The sequence below is a fragment of the Vibrio fluminensis genome (assembly GCF_015278125.1).
GTDB classification, from domain to species: domain Bacteria; phylum Pseudomonadota; class Gammaproteobacteria; order Enterobacterales; family Vibrionaceae; genus Vibrio; species Vibrio fluminensis.
This window is the reverse complement of record NZ_JADILO010000039.1, coordinates 17598-31964: the sequence shown is the minus strand read 5'-3', so window position 1 is coordinate 31964 and position 14367 is coordinate 17598. Positions and strand designations below refer to the sequence as shown.

Sequence of the window (14367 nt, the reverse complement as noted above, 5' to 3'; positions counted from 1 at the left end):
TCGTTACCATTTCCAGTTCGTATTGTTGCGGAGTCGGTTCTTGAAGCATATCGGAGTATCCATATTTCGATACCCCTATTAGATCAAAGGTCTAGCTCGAAAGCTAGACCTTTGTCAGCAGTCTGAAGCCAGCCCGAAAGGCTGGCTTTGACACAAATCTAAATCCAAATATACCCAAGTGACTTCAAGGTGCAGGACTCAGAGCATTGTCATTGATTTGAGTTCAAGGAAAGCGACGCAGCGAAATAGTGAACTATTTCCAAGTCGTTTGACGCCGAAATTGAGGCAATGACACGCTCCCGAAGGGCGAGCTGCCTTGGCTCGCATACTTCGTTAACGATTTTTGATTTAGAACCACTAGATCTTCAACTCGTTGCCTTGTCTGCAAGCCAAGGCATTCTCGCTGAGCCGAGCACCTTGAGGTTACTTGGGTATATAGTAAATTAGTGAATAAATGCAATGAAGCCTTGCAGTATTAATAGGTTAACAATGTCGATAAAGAACGCACCAACAATTGGCACCACCATAAACGCCTGTGGTGATGGGCCATGACGATTAACAATCGAACCCATGTTCATTACTGCGGTAGGCGTAGCGCCCAAACCAAAACCACAGTGTCCACTTGCCATTACCGCTGCATCGTAGTTTCTGCCCATCAATGTGAAGGTCACAAAGTAAGAGAACAGAGCTAAGATCACCGACTGAATCACCAAAATAATCAAGAATGGGATCGCTAGGTCGAAGATGTTCCAAAGCTTCAGGCTCATTAGCGCCATTGCCAAGAACAGTGACAATGATACCGTACCCAATACATCCACGGTTTCCAGATCCAGCTTGCGTACCTTACTCACCTCAAGAATGTTGGTGATCACCACACCGATAAACAGAGCATAGACAAAGTCTGGAATCATCAACCACTTGATACCTAGTGAACTCACGAAGCCTTCTAGATAGCCTGCGCCTGTTACACACAGCATGATCAAAGCCAAACCTTCAATCACTTTACGTGCCGTTACGCGGTCTTCTTCGTCTTCGTTGTAGTTCACCAATTCAGGGAACTCTTTGTGGCTTTGACTGGTACTGCCGTAAAATGAAACCAACTTGCGCTTTTCAATCAAACGCTGCGCCACCGGGCTACCAATAATACCACCGGCAATCAAACCAAAGGTCGCAGAAGCCATCGCAATTTCTAACACGTTATCTAGGCCATAGACATCTTGGAATGTTTGCGACCAAGCCGCGCCCGTCCCGTGACCACCCGAAAGTGTAATCGAACCAGCAATCAAGCCCATTAGCGGGTCTAAGCCCAGCAAGCTTGCCAGAGAGACACCCACGACGTTCTGGATCAGAATATAAATCGACGCAATTGCTAGAAACAGGAACACTTTCGCCCCGCCTTTTACTAGCTGGGTATAGTTAGCCGCAAGGCCAACAGTGGCGAAGAACATCAACATAAACGTGTTTTGCAAAGGCAAGTCAAACGTCAGTTCCACGCCACTAAAATGCATCATGGTGATCGCACAAGCGACAATCAAACCACCGACGATGGGTTCAGGAATATTGAATTTTTTTAAGATAGGCAATTTTGAATTGATAAATTGGCCTAAAAACAACACGCAGATCGCGACTAAAAATGACTCCTGTGGGCCAACAGATATTATCTGGCTCATAAATCCTCTTATTCTTTTTCTCATCAGCAGAGCTTCGAGCTCAAACTGTGAGTTGTATCTCTAATAATCAGGTTGCCTGTTAGCGAGTTACATTACCAGACTCAATCCTTATCTTATTCTCGCATATTGAGAATAAGATAAGGATTAATGGCATTTAGTTTTCATTTAATGAGAAAATGACTCTCAAACTTACTCTTGACAAATTAAACAAACACCTGATTTTACGTAAAAGAGATGAACTAAATTTGTTCATCTCGGTTATTTTTCGACTTAAATTCGGCAGAAAATCGCATGTTTATACGATTAAAATCGAGGGAAAATTAGCATTCTGAAACTGATTTACACAAAATAAAAAACCAAGCGCTTTCGCACTTGGTCTTTTAATTAGAGTTCTAATGTTTACAGAGAGCTATTGCTTACAGAGAACTAACGACGATTGTAACGGCCTCGAGAAGAACGCGCTTTAAATGCAGAAGCCGCTTTCGCTTGAGACAGTTGAATCGATTCAACCGTCAGTTCCATTGGCTCACGTGGCTTTAAACCATGAGGGAAAGTACGTGCGCGTGGTGGCAAGTTGTACTCATATTCAGAAGCTTTAGGCATACGCTTAAAACGGTATAGATAAAAATTCTCTACACGCTCTCGTGCCCATTCCGTCTTCTTCAAGTATTTCACGCTACTCGCAACGCTTGGCTTCGTATTGAAGCAGTTCATGCGCATTGCTGCATCAAGAATTTCCCAGCCATAGTGATCCACTAGCTGTTGGATCATGTCTTCAATTTTAAGACCGTGTAGCGGGTTATTCTTCTGTAGTTCAATTCTCAGTTCATCTGACATCATCTGTTCAGTCATGAAACTTTCCTTTCTTTTGAGTGGCTGAATAGTGTTTCAACCGCCCGAATTCAATTTGTCATGGTCGAAGTAAACTACGACCAAAGATATTAAGCTGCACTCATCACTTTTTTCTGATGATCCATGTACTCATCAAAAGTACCTTGGAAGCTTACTAATTGGTTGTCTCTTACATCAATAATAGATGTTGCAAGAGAAGATACGAACTCGCGGTCGTGGCTAACAAAGATCAGCGTACCTTGGTAGTTCTTCAACGCGCTATTGAGTGCTTCAATCGCTTCCATATCCATGTGGTTTGTTGGTTCATCCATGATCAGCACGTTGATATCTTGCATCATTAACTTACCAAACAATAAACGGTTTTTCTCACCACCTGAACAATTTTTCGCTTTCTTGTTCGCATCATCCGCGGTAAATAATAGACGACCTAAGATCGCACGAACCATCAGATCATTGTGCTTAACCGTGCGCCATTGTGAAATCCACTCAAAGATGGTTAGGTCGTTGTCAAAATCAGCCGTGCTATCTTGAGGGCAGTAACCCAGTGATGCATTTTCAGACCATTTAACGACACCCTGAGTTTGCTCTAGCTCACCAACAAGACAGCGCATCAGTGTAGTTTTACCGACACCGTTCTCGCCGATAATCGCCAAACGCGTACCCGCTTCTAGCAATAAGTTACCGCCAGAGAACAGAGTTTCACCATCAAAGCCATGACCAAGTTCTTGCAACTCTAACGCCAAACGGTGCAATTTTTTGCCTTCACCAAAATCAATCGATGGGCTGATACGGCTACTTGATTTCACTTCATCTAATTGAATTTTGTCCATACGCTTAGCACGTGAACTCGCCTGTTTTGCTTTAGAAGCATTAGCGCCAAATCGGTTTACAAAGTCTTGTAATTCACTAATTTCCGCCGCTTTTTTTGCGTTTGAAGCAAGTAGTTGCTCACGGCGCAGACCTGATGCTTCTAAGAAGTACTCATAGTTACCAGGGTAAATACGTAGCTCACCATAGTCGATATCTGCCATGTGCGTGCACACTGAGTTGAGGAAGTGGCGGTCATGCGAGATGATGATCATGGTGCATTTACGCTGATTAAGTTCTTCTGCCAACCAGTTGATGGTGTGAATATCCAAGTTGTTGGTTGGTTCATCAAGTAACAAGATATCAGGGTTAGCAAACAACGCTTGAGCCAGTAGCACACGCAGTTTCCAGCCTGGCGCAACCTGCTGCATCAAGCCGTAATGAAACTCTTCTTCAATACCTGCTTGTAGGAGGATATCGCCTGCGCGAGCTTCTGCGGTATAACCGTCCATTTCAGCAAACTCGCTTTCTAGCTCCGCGACTTTCATACCATCTTCTTCGCTCATTTCTGGCAGAGAGTAGATACGGTCACGCTCTTTCTTTACTTCCCACAGTTTGCGATCACCCATGATCACAGCATCAATTACACTGTACTGTTCAAACGCGAACTGGTCTTGGCTTAACACACCTAATTTTAGTCCAGGCGTAATCGAAACATTTCCTGAGCTTGGTGTTAGAGCACCGCTGAGGATTTTCATAAACGTTGACTTACCGCAGCCATTGGCACCAATTAGACCATAGCGGTTGCCATTACCGAATTTTGCCGAAATATTTTCAAATAGCGGCTCTGCACCAAACTGCATGGTGATATTGTTTGTACTAATCAAAACTGTATCCTCGAAGTAAAATTTCCTTTAACAACAAGCTCTTAATTCACTTTCGAGATACTGTTTGAAAAGGTCTATTTGAGTGGGTGCGCTATTCTATATTTAAAGGTGATGAAGATCACTAAAAAGCGGTAATATTCGCACATCCACCGCTGCTGCAATATCGTTCAATAACTACCGATTGGTTTGATCTACTCTTGCCTAAAAAGAAGGAACAAACCATGTTAAGCCAACTACTTGCCATGACGATGTTTGCCATTGTGGGCGCTGTCACGCCCGGCCCCGTCAACCTCATTGCCACCAGCACGGCTATAAACCAAGGTTTGCGTACTGCGCTTTTGTATGTTGCGGGAGCTTCGGTCGCTTATGCCTTGGTGGTTTTTCTGTGCGGTTTTTTAATGCACTCAATCGCTTTAGCATTACCAAAGCTTCAATTTATGATGCAGATTATCGGTAGTCTTTTCATCCTATACCTTGCCTACAAAATTTTTTCAGCTCCGCTCAGCAGCTTGCACACCCGTGAAAAGCCACTTGTCGGCTTTTGGAGTGGTGCCTTTACTCAACTGATCAACCCTAAAGCTTGGCTAGTCGCAATGTCAGGTATTAGCCTTTACGTCATAGGCACTAGTGATGAAGTGCAACTATTAGTGGTGTTTACCACCATTTCACTAGCAGCCTGTTTAACGGGTGTCGGCATCTGGGCCTTATTGGGGCGTGTTCTCACTCATCACTTACAGGATTCGACTAAACAGCTCGTTTTTAATAAAGTAATGGCTGGGCTACTTGCGGTTTCTGTCAGTATGATTTGGCTATAAACAAGTATTCGCACTTAGGCATAAGCTTCTCGGGAAGAGAACATTTAGATTAGTTAGGGATTATGAAAGCAGACAAAACCGTCACATTCAAACAAAGCACGTTGCTTCCTTGGATTGAACTACGTATTGCCGATCAAAGTAGCGCTTGCTATGAAGCCCACTCTCATGATGAGTTCTCATTTGGTATAATTGATAGTGGCAATGCTGAGTACCATAACCAAAGTCGTATCAATCAAATAACCCAAGGTGATGTTGTTACCATCAACCCATCAGATATCCATTCTTGCAACCCTGAGCAAGGGTTAGATCGCCGTTCGGCATGGTCCTATCGAATGCTGTTTGTTGATACGCTGGAAATGGCCAAATATCAACGAGAGGTGTTAGCTACTCAGGCTTTTGACTACACACCCTTTAGCGCTGACTTTGAGCGCTCTACTCGATTTTCCCACCAATTTGGCAAACTGTTTTCATCCCTTCAGCAAGAAGATAGCCCACTAGAAGCGCAAACCCAGTTTCTACAATTTGTTGCGCTTTGTTTTGAACAGCCAGCAAGTCGCAACAAGGCAGCGATAAAGCCTAACCTCAAACTGGCGCGTGAAATGCTACTCGATGATGTCACCGGTGAGCACCAACTGGATTTGTTGGCTCAACAAGTTGGGCTCAGCCGCTACCAATTAGTGCGTGCATTTAAACAGCAATATGGTTTGCCGCCACACGCTTATTTGATGAACGAGAAAATCAAACGCGCCAAGCATATGCTCAAGCGAGGTGATACAATTTCAGATGTAGCACTTGACCTTGGATTTTCCGATCAAGCGCATTTTCAACGCCACTTTAAGCGCAAGCTTTCCGTGACGCCAAAATTCTATCAATCTCACTTTATTGATTAAGCCCAAAATGAACTAGCAAAGCTCACTTGAAGTGCGCCAACTTGCCTCCTCTGACAACGCTGGCTTCGTCGAAGTCCACTTGTCTATCACTAATGAAGCAATCAAGTCCCCCTCCACATTCACTGCGGTACGGAAAGTATCTAGTGGTCGCTCGATGATCAGTAAAATAGCGATTGCTTCAAGTGGAATACCCGCCGCAAGTAACACCATCTGCATACCAGACATCGAACCCGAAGGCATTCCCGGAGCACCAATAGAAGAGACCATCGCCATGATAAAAATCATCACTAAGCCAGAAGTCGTGAGATCGACACCAAACAACTGAGCAAGAAATATTGCCGCAACGCCTTCAAACAGGGCCGTACCATCCATATTCATCACCGCGCCAAGCGGTAAAACCATACTACTGGTACTTTGCGAAACACCGAGTTCATTCTCAGCGGTTTGCATCGATAATGGCAGTGTTGCTGAACTCGAAGAGGTAGCAAACGCCATCGCCATTGGTGCTGATAACGCTTTGAACAAACGACGCATGCTAATGCCTGTCGCAAGCTTAGCAATACTTGGCAGCACGACTGCACCATGAATCAGGGTAAGCCCAAAAACCAACAGCGCAAACATCAAAAGTTGTCTGAATAAGTTGTCATTGCCTGCTAGCGAGAACTCAAACACAATCGAGAACACCGCTAACGGAGCTAAACGAATAATCGCACTGACCGCCTTGTTCACCCCGCTATTTAGCCCCGACAGAACCTCAAATAGAGGATGCTTTTCTGGCAAAGCTGACAGCAATGCCACCCCAAGCATGATAGAAAACACTACGATGGCAAGCAGGTTGCCTTGTGCCAACGCCGCCACTGGGTTGACTAACGCCATTTCCAATAACTTACTGGCGATCGCGCCACCACCGGTTGCGTCAGAGCTGATCAATTTAACCCCTTCCGCCACTTCTACCGGCGCAGATAAAGGCTGCCATGCAGGCATCATTAAAGCGGCGCCTAAACCTAAGCTAATCGCTAACACACTGGTGAAGCTGTAGAAGGTGATGGTGGTATAGCCAATTTTCTTCAGTCGCATAGTGGAACCAATGCTGGTTATCCCTTGCAATAGTGACAACATCACCACAATGCCCACCACCATTTTCAGCAGACCGAGATAGAGGGTTTTACCCAAGGTGATGAACTGAAACCAAGCTTGGTCGGCAACAACCGTTCCATTGGCAACTAAGCTCGATGCAGCCCAAGCAGTCAGCGCTGCAAATACCAACTGAAGAGGCAATGACGTACGTAATTTATTCCACATATTTGGCTTCCAAAATAGTGTTGTTTAATTCTTACCAATAAAAAGCAGAAAATAGAAAGCAGAGAAGTGCATCAGCACTTCTCTTTGCTGTGATAAAACCAGAGTCGACAATAACTATGAGATATTGTGTTTATAGAATGGATTGAGCGATCCTTTCACACGCTTAAGTAGCACTAACGCCGTCACTCGCCCCCAACCAAACAGAATTCGTTGGTGTAGCCTAAAGATGGTGTCGTAGAGGTTACGTACCAAGCGACCGCGAAGAATCAGCTTGTCATTAAGCAGCGTACCGACGGCATAGTCATGACCAACCGCAATCACCATACCCCCATCATGAAACACAAATGGCTTCATCGCTTTGTCTTTCAATAGGCGCTTAAGCTGTGTTGCAAGATGCCCTGCTGCTTGATTGGCTGCTTGTGCGCGTGGTGGAACAAAACTGCCATCCGCTTGTGGGCACTCTGCGCTGTCACCAATAACAAATACGGCATCATCAATCGTTGTACGTAAAGTCGCATCAACTTTTAACTGATTAAGACGATTGGTTTCTAAACCATCAAGCTGACTTAGCCAAGGTGCACATTTTATTCCGGCAGCCCACAATTGCAGATCTGCACCGATAACTTCACCATCCGCTGTCACCAACTGACCTTGCTCAGCACGGTTAATACGTACATTAGTACGTACATTAACACCAAGCTTAGTTAGCGCTTTAAACACCTTCTCAGACATGCACTCAGGGCCAGCAGGTAATACGCGTTCAGCGGCTTCAATCAGAGTGATATTCAGTTTGTTGCTTTGGCGATAGCGCTCTACTTTGGCACTCACCTTGGCAAGTTCTGCGGCTAACTCAACGCCAGTCGCACCAGCGCCAACAATCGATATGTTTTGCTCACCATTTCGTTTAAGTAGCGGGTTAATCTGTTCCCAAGCCTGTTTTGCTTCTAATGCTGAATCTAAAAACAAGCAATGCTCGCTTACGCCTTGGGTTTTAAAATCATTACTCACCGCACCCACTGCGATAACCAGATAATCGTAGTTTAGGTTAGAGATCTCACCATCGGCATTACGAATTTGAATAATTTTCTCTTGACGGTTTAATGACGTCATCGCCGCTTGCACATACTCATATTGGTTGCAATACGAATGCTGCAAGTAGCTTACGGCATCAAGTTCATCGTCAAACGTACCCGCCGCAATTTCATGTAAACGCGGTTTCCAGTAATGGTGACTAGCAGGTTCAACCAATACCACTTGGTGCTGGTTACGACGCGCAAAACTCTTTCCAAGACGGGTCACTAACTCAAGACCTGCCGCACCGCCTCCTACAACAACGATTTTTGACATCCCACTCTCCCCCATTCTGTATCTAAGGATAAAACGTCAAGCGCTGACGGCTCTTAAAACATCTTCTCAAGATGGCGTCAGCACAAATTTGAATGGGGGCATTATATTGATGACACACAAAATGATAATCAGTGTAAATTACAAATGACTATTACGTATTTGTAATAATATGCAGGCGTCAAATTTGGTTAATTCTCAGACATGGAGAATTACTGCTGCACCCAAAGGATTTTAGTTGCCTATTGCCTTCTAAATCGCCAAAGTAGCGACAGATCTATCAATGATGCATTTTCAATCATGTTTAATAAATATAACCATCTGATGTCCGAACAATCCAAAGGGGTGTCGGCATCTATTTTATGTTCGCTGCTGTTCGCCTTAATCCCGGCATACGTTCAACTGCAACCCGATATGGCACCGAGTTTAATTGCTGGCGGTGACAGTCATTGGTTGGCGGTACAACGTATCTTCTGGAGTACCTTGCTGTTTGGTGTGCTGCTTTTGGTCACCAAGCGCTTGCCTTTGCTTATTGAAGCGTTAAAAGAACGCAAACTGTGGGGCAGATACCTTATCTCAGCCATTTTGGTCGCACCGCAATATTGGCTGTTTGTGTGGGCACCCGCTAACGGCGAGACGTTAAACCTTGCACTGGGTTACTTCACTTTGCCGATAGTAATGGTGTTGGTAGGTCGCTTCGTCTATCACGAAAGCCTGACTCGATTGCAGAAAGTCGCTTGTCTGTTTGCACTGTTGGGTACCATTTGGGCTTACGTGCTCTCTTCTGGCGTATCTTGGGTGGTTCTGGTTGTAGCGCTGGGTTACCCGCTCTACTTTATCAACCGCAAATCGATTCCGCTGGCAGCCGATGTTGGTTTGGCTGTCGACCATATTATCCTGTTGCCATTTGCTATCGCGGGTATGTTCTTCCTCTACCCAGCCGAGTACTTCTTGCATTTGCCAGTAAGTACTTACTTCTACTATGTCGGTTTGGCGATTGTGGCGGTAACACCAATGCTTCTGTATTTGTACGCTTATTCAAAACTCACCGTGTCACTCTTTGGTCTGCTGGGGTATGTTGAGCCGACGTTTATCTTTATCGTTGGTTTACTGATTGGTGACACCATTGCGCTAAACGAAATGCCGACTTACCTGTTTATTATTTTCGCGCTGGTTGCTCTGGTTGCTGATGGTTATAAACGTATGAGAAGTAGCCGCGCGCTGAGCCGATAATCTCCACGCCAATGAGTAACGACTTAACGTTCTCACTCCCCTCACCTACGGTTACTCCAAACCAAAGTGAGGGGATATTCTCCAACTGATCTGCCTACGATTCTGCCAACTCCCCAACCGCTCATGTACACCAATGAATGCCCCGCCCTAACGACCTCGCTCGACAAATGTTAAATCGATCACACATGGAATAATTTACATTACGCTATACGATTTGATCGAAATCATGTTTGATTTCAAAGGGTAGATTTTTACCACTTTAGGGTAAAAAACTACCTTTTGACCATTTGCCGAATACTGAATATTAGCGCTGAAATTTAAGTAGGACGTTATTCATGATCAGCAGTAAATGGCTTGAACTTTACCAATACCTCAATAGCCACATCGCTTCCCTTCCATCAATCGAAACCATTGAGCCAAAGCTCAACGACCGTTTGATGTTTCTCTCTGCTCAATTTGCCAAAGCGGATGAAAAACCTGATCACAACAAAACCGATTGGCTCGAGCATGAAAGCTTTACGCTGGTACTCAGTGAGCAGTTAGAAAACCTTGAGCTTGCTAAGCCTCAAGTGCAGTTTCTGTTTGAAACCCTTATGGCAGCGCAGATGTGCCAACTCGCGATGGTCGTGACCAACCAATTTAAGTCGCAGCTGACTGAAGATGATTTTAAAACCAAGTGTGGTTTGGTCTATCAGCAGCTTGGTGACTATGAGATGGCAAAGTCGATGCTTGAAGAAGCGATTGCCATTAACGCTCACAACCCAATGCTTTACTGCCACCTTGGCTTTAACCACCTTTTCACTGGCGAAAGTGACATCGCGGTTGAACACTTTAAACAAGCCATAGAGATCGACCCTAAGTTTGTCGGCGGTTACCAAAACCTTGCCGGTCTTTACTATCAAGAAAGCAATTTTGAACTGGCAGCCGAATACGCAGAGCAAGCTTTTGCCTGTGATAAATCGTTAGTCTCCACCTACATTACGGCTGTCAGTTCATACCTCGCATTGGGCAACAAAGAAAAAGCCGAGCAGTGGATTAACGCTGCTTTTGAACACCAAGTGTCATCGATTGAACTGGTGCGTTTAGCGGGCATTTCTGCCCACCAGAACGGTCGCTTAGAAGAAGCCCTTGAAGCGCTAAACCACTACCTCACGATTAACCCATCGAGCTATGACGTCGTCAGCATTCGTGCCCGCGTTAAAGCAGAGCTTGGGCGCTATGGTGAGCTTGAAGATGACATCAAACAGCTACTGATTTTTGAACCTCACGACGAGTGGTGCCTAGAGCAATTGTTCCTGTGTTATTTCCATGCAGAGCAATGGGCTGATGCACAGCTTGTGATGGTTGACCTTAACCGCTTGGCCGGTCACTACAAAATTACCTACCGCGAGCAGCTCAACACTATCAACAAAAATCTGAGCCTCGATGTAGTCGAAATTAAATAAAAATAAATCTGGGAGTTAATGTGAAAGATCAAGTTGAATCAGGCGTAGCCGATACGTCTCGGCGCGATTTTCTCAAGTTAGGTGGCGTTGCAGCAGCAACTGCGACCATAGGTGCCGCGGCAGGTGCTGGCTTTGTACTCGGTCGCGATCCTGACGCAAACGTGGGTTGGGGCAGAACCGAATCAGGTCACGACATGTACTTCAACCGCGAACCGTTTCGCGTTGATGTAGCTCCGACTATGGAAGTGGCTGGCGAGCTTATTCGCCCAGAGTGGAGTGATTTCTTGTTCCACCGCACTCGCGTACTTGGCGCTGAAATGAAAAAAGGTTGGATTCCAACCAAAGACTGGCGCGATATTCCTAACGAACGTGTACGTGAATACTACTCACGTTACCCTGAGCGTTGGGACGACATGTACCAATCGTTTGAAGAGAAAGCGGAACACTCACAAAACTTTGAGCGTCACCGTTCACGCTTCGCGATTGGCTGGGCATACTCAGCAGCTTACATGCGCGGTGTGTACAGTGACTTCCCACCAAAACCACAAGGTCACCCAGACGAAGTGGACTTCCAGTGGGTTAAACGCACTAAGCAAGAATTTAAATCTCCAAAACACGCTTCTGAACTGATCAAGAAAATGGCGTTTAAATTCGGCATGAGTATCGTAGGTATCACTAAGCTTGATCCGAACTTCGTGTTTAAGAACACCATGCGTGGCATGCCAGATTGGGATGAAAGCATTCCGAAACACTGGAAGAACGTGATCATCTTCGGTACGCCGATGAACTGGGACCCAATGTACGCCGCAATCGGCTACTCAACCTCATACGATGGCTACTTCCGTGCTAAAAACGCGGCAGGTCTAATGGCTGCCTTCCTTGGTGAGCTTGGCTATGCGGCTCGTCCACAATGGCCAGGTTCAGACTATGAAATCGTTGTACCGCCATTGGCAATCCAAGCCGGTATGGGTGAAGCGGCGCGTAACGGTATTTTGCTTACGCCTGAGCTTGGTCCAAACATTCGTTTGGCTGCGGTGATCACTGAGCTTGATCTGGAAGCGGATAAACCGATCGACACCAAGGTTAAGCACTTCTGTGAAGAATGTAAGATCTGTGCCGACTCTTGCCCAAGTGGCTCAATCAGTAAAGCCGATAAGCCAGATGATATCGTGCGCGGTTACCGCAAGTTTGCCTTTAACCAAGACAGCTGCTGGACCATGTGGCGTCAAGGTCCAACTGAAACGGCGATGGGTTGTCGTGTTTGTATTGCGGTGTGTCCTTACACGCGTAAAAACAACTGGATCCACGCACTGGTGAAAGAAACCGACCCGCGCGATCCAACCGGCATGACGCGTAAAACACTGCTCGCGATGCAGCATAACTTCTTCTACTACCCAGAAGCAGAAGCCTACCACGGCGACTGGAATGGCGGTCGCTTTGCTGGCTACCACCAACCGCCAGAGTGGATGCGCAGTGAGAACTACCTCGCGGTAGAAAAAACTTGGGAATACGACGGTAACTGGGAGGGATTCTAATGTTTCCACAATCGACTGTACTCGACCCGCTATTTTGGATGGCATTTGGCGCGCTGCAAGTGCTGGTGTTTGCCGGTGCAAACCAATGGGCTAAACAGTTCCAACTTGGTATGAACTGGTGGAAATGGGCATTGGTTGGCGGTTGGTGGGCATCACTGGTGCTCACCGTTGCTGGCGCCTTTACCCTACTGGGTGAAAACGAAGGTATGGCAGGCTGGTACTTCCTCGGCTTCGTTGGCACAGGCTTAATCATTGGTGGTGCTATCTTGCTACGAGTGCTTATCGCACTTAAGCCAAAGACAGCAAACTAATCGGTGTTTTAGAATAAGTTAAGGAGCAAGCCACAAGGTCAGTATTCACTTGTGGCTTGTTAGTTTTATGGCTGAACGAAAACAAAAGACAAATCGAAATAAAAACCTAGAGAAGATCGCCAGCATCGCTTCAATTTTGCTGTTGATTTTGGCTTGGTATTTGGGCGGTCTACGCACCAACAACTCACAAGCGCAGTTCTTCCAACACATTTCCACTACTGGCAATGAGCTGGTCGAAGTCTCACCAAACTTGTACCAACTTGTTGGTGCTGATGGCGACAAAGCACAAGCTAAATGGGTCAGCTTTGGCTCAGGCGTGGGTTACGGCGGCGAACTGACCGTTGGCGCTGTGTTTACTCCATCAGGTGAAGTGGAAACGATCTCGCTGCTTTCATCCAAAGAGACCTCGTCATACTTTGATAAAGTAGTAGAAGAAAAACTGCCGGAGAACCTGTTAGATCAGCGCGTGAAAACGTCACTGCATGTCGATGCGGTAACGGGCGCAACGCTCACCTCAGAGGCATATATTACTGCCGTAGACCAAGCTGCCGATCCAGTGCGCGAGGCGCTGTATGGCTATCGCCTATCAGAGCAAGCTTCCGTATGGAGTTACTTCAAATGGCTAGACGCAGCGGCGTTGGTGTTCTTTGCTTTAGCGGTTTGGGTTAACCGTACCCGCTCTGAACACAAAGTGAAGTTCAATATCGCTCTTCTTTGTGGTTCAACCATCTTATTTGGCTTCCACTCTGCTTCGCTTTACTCGGCTTCGATCATGGGCGGCGCGATTTATGGCTCATGGATTTCTGGTGTGGCTAACTACACGCCGTTTATCTTGCTGGCTCTGAGTATCGGCTACATTTTTTACTACAACCGCAATATCTACTGCGAAAGCTTATGTCCATTCGGTGCGGTACAAAAATGTTTAGCCAAAGTGGGTAACGCCAAATCCTCGCCTATTCGTAACGAGCTGTTTATCTGGTTCCCGCGCGTCTTACTGTTAGTCACGCTTTGCCTTGGCGCGTACTTCCGCAGCCCAGCCGCGTTTGTCTATGAACCGTTTGGTATTGCCTTTGGCATGATTGGTGGCATGTACCTATTTGTGCTGACGGTGATGATCATCTTAACCTCGCTAGTAGTGCGTCGCCCTTGGTGTCAGAGCCTTTGTCCAGTTAATGCCATGACAGACTTCTTGGTGTTTAACAAAAACTGGCTCAAGCAGTCTCGTGCGAAAAAGAGCAAAGCCCGTCGCCCGATGAAACAGGATAAGGAGTAACCC

12 protein-coding genes are annotated in these 14367 nt (G+C 46.1%); 7 read left to right on the top strand and 5 right to left on the bottom strand.

Annotated elements, in window-relative coordinates:
* Nucleotides 1-443: 443 nt before the first annotated feature.
* From gltS to IRQ95_RS19790, 3 genes are all read right to left on the bottom strand, one after another.
* Nucleotides 444-1670 carry a sodium/glutamate symporter gene (gene gltS, locus IRQ95_RS19800; protein WP_194439184.1) on the bottom strand — a complete coding sequence of 409 codons (1227 nt, stop codon included), beginning with the start codon at nucleotides 1668-1670 and terminating at the stop codon, nucleotides 444-446.
* Nucleotides 1671-2096: 426 nt separating this feature from the next.
* Nucleotides 2097-2507: a VF530 family protein gene (locus tag IRQ95_RS19795; RefSeq protein ID WP_194439190.1), complete on the bottom strand. Its 411-nt coding sequence runs from the start codon at nucleotides 2505-2507 to the stop codon at nucleotides 2097-2099.
* 104 nt (nucleotides 2508-2611) lie between these two features.
* Nucleotides 2612-4216, bottom strand: coding sequence for an ABC-F family ATPase (locus IRQ95_RS19790; RefSeq protein ID WP_194439182.1), 1605 nt, complete (start codon nucleotides 4214-4216; stop codon nucleotides 2612-2614).
* Between the two features lie 221 nt (nucleotides 4217-4437).
* Between IRQ95_RS19790 and IRQ95_RS19785 the strand changes: the two genes are divergently transcribed.
* On the top strand, nucleotides 4438-5031 hold the full coding sequence (locus tag IRQ95_RS19785) for a LysE family translocator (protein WP_194439180.1): 594 nt from the start codon (nucleotides 4438-4440) through the stop codon (nucleotides 5029-5031).
* Nucleotides 5032-5093: 62 nt separating this feature from the next.
* Nucleotides 5094-5921: a helix-turn-helix transcriptional regulator gene (locus IRQ95_RS19780; RefSeq protein ID WP_194439178.1), complete on the top strand. Its 828-nt coding sequence runs from the start codon at nucleotides 5094-5096 to the stop codon at nucleotides 5919-5921.
* Nucleotides 5922-5933: 12 nt separating this feature from the next.
* Here the strand turns inward: IRQ95_RS19780 and IRQ95_RS19775 are convergent, their stop codons facing one another.
* Together IRQ95_RS19775 and IRQ95_RS19770 are read right to left on the bottom strand one after the other, a co-directional pair.
* The gene (locus IRQ95_RS19775; RefSeq protein WP_194439176.1) at nucleotides 5934-7223 is read right to left on the bottom strand and encodes a dicarboxylate/amino acid:cation symporter; all 1290 of its coding nucleotides are present in this window, start codon (nucleotides 7221-7223) and stop codon (nucleotides 5934-5936) included.
* A gap of 114 nt (nucleotides 7224-7337) precedes the next feature.
* Nucleotides 7338-8570, bottom strand: a complete 1233-nt coding sequence (locus IRQ95_RS19770; RefSeq protein WP_194439175.1) for an NAD(P)/FAD-dependent oxidoreductase — start codon at nucleotides 8568-8570, stop codon at nucleotides 7338-7340.
* Nucleotides 8571-8867: 297 nt separating this feature from the next.
* Here IRQ95_RS19770 and rarD point away from each other — a divergent pair, with 297 nt between their 5' ends.
* The 5 genes from rarD (at nucleotide 8868) to IRQ95_RS19745 (ending at nucleotide 14364) form a co-directional block, all read left to right on the top strand.
* Complete coding sequence (rarD, locus tag IRQ95_RS19765; RefSeq protein ID WP_194439173.1) at nucleotides 8868-9800, top strand: EamA family transporter RarD; 933 nt, start codon at nucleotides 8868-8870, stop codon at nucleotides 9798-9800.
* Nucleotides 9801-10135: 335 nt separating this feature from the next.
* Nucleotides 10136-11245: a tetratricopeptide repeat protein gene (locus tag IRQ95_RS19760; protein WP_194439171.1), complete on the top strand. Its 1110-nt coding sequence runs from the start codon at nucleotides 10136-10138 to the stop codon at nucleotides 11243-11245.
* A gap of 20 nt (nucleotides 11246-11265) precedes the next feature.
* Nucleotides 11266-12780 carry a 4Fe-4S dicluster domain-containing protein gene (locus tag IRQ95_RS19755; RefSeq protein WP_114765071.1) on the top strand — a complete coding sequence of 505 codons (1515 nt, stop codon included), beginning with the start codon at nucleotides 11266-11268 and terminating at the stop codon, nucleotides 12778-12780.
* On the top strand, nucleotides 12780-13091 hold the full coding sequence (locus tag IRQ95_RS19750; RefSeq protein WP_075650808.1) for a hypothetical protein: 312 nt from the start codon (nucleotides 12780-12782) through the stop codon (nucleotides 13089-13091). The genes IRQ95_RS19755 and IRQ95_RS19750 overlap by 1 nt, the downstream gene beginning before the upstream one ends.
* Before the next feature lie 67 nt (nucleotides 13092-13158).
* Nucleotides 13159-14364 carry an FMN-binding protein gene (locus tag IRQ95_RS19745; protein ID WP_228481512.1) on the top strand — a complete coding sequence of 402 codons (1206 nt, stop codon included), beginning with the start codon at nucleotides 13159-13161 and terminating at the stop codon, nucleotides 14362-14364.
* Nucleotides 14365-14367 lie beyond the last annotated feature (3 nt).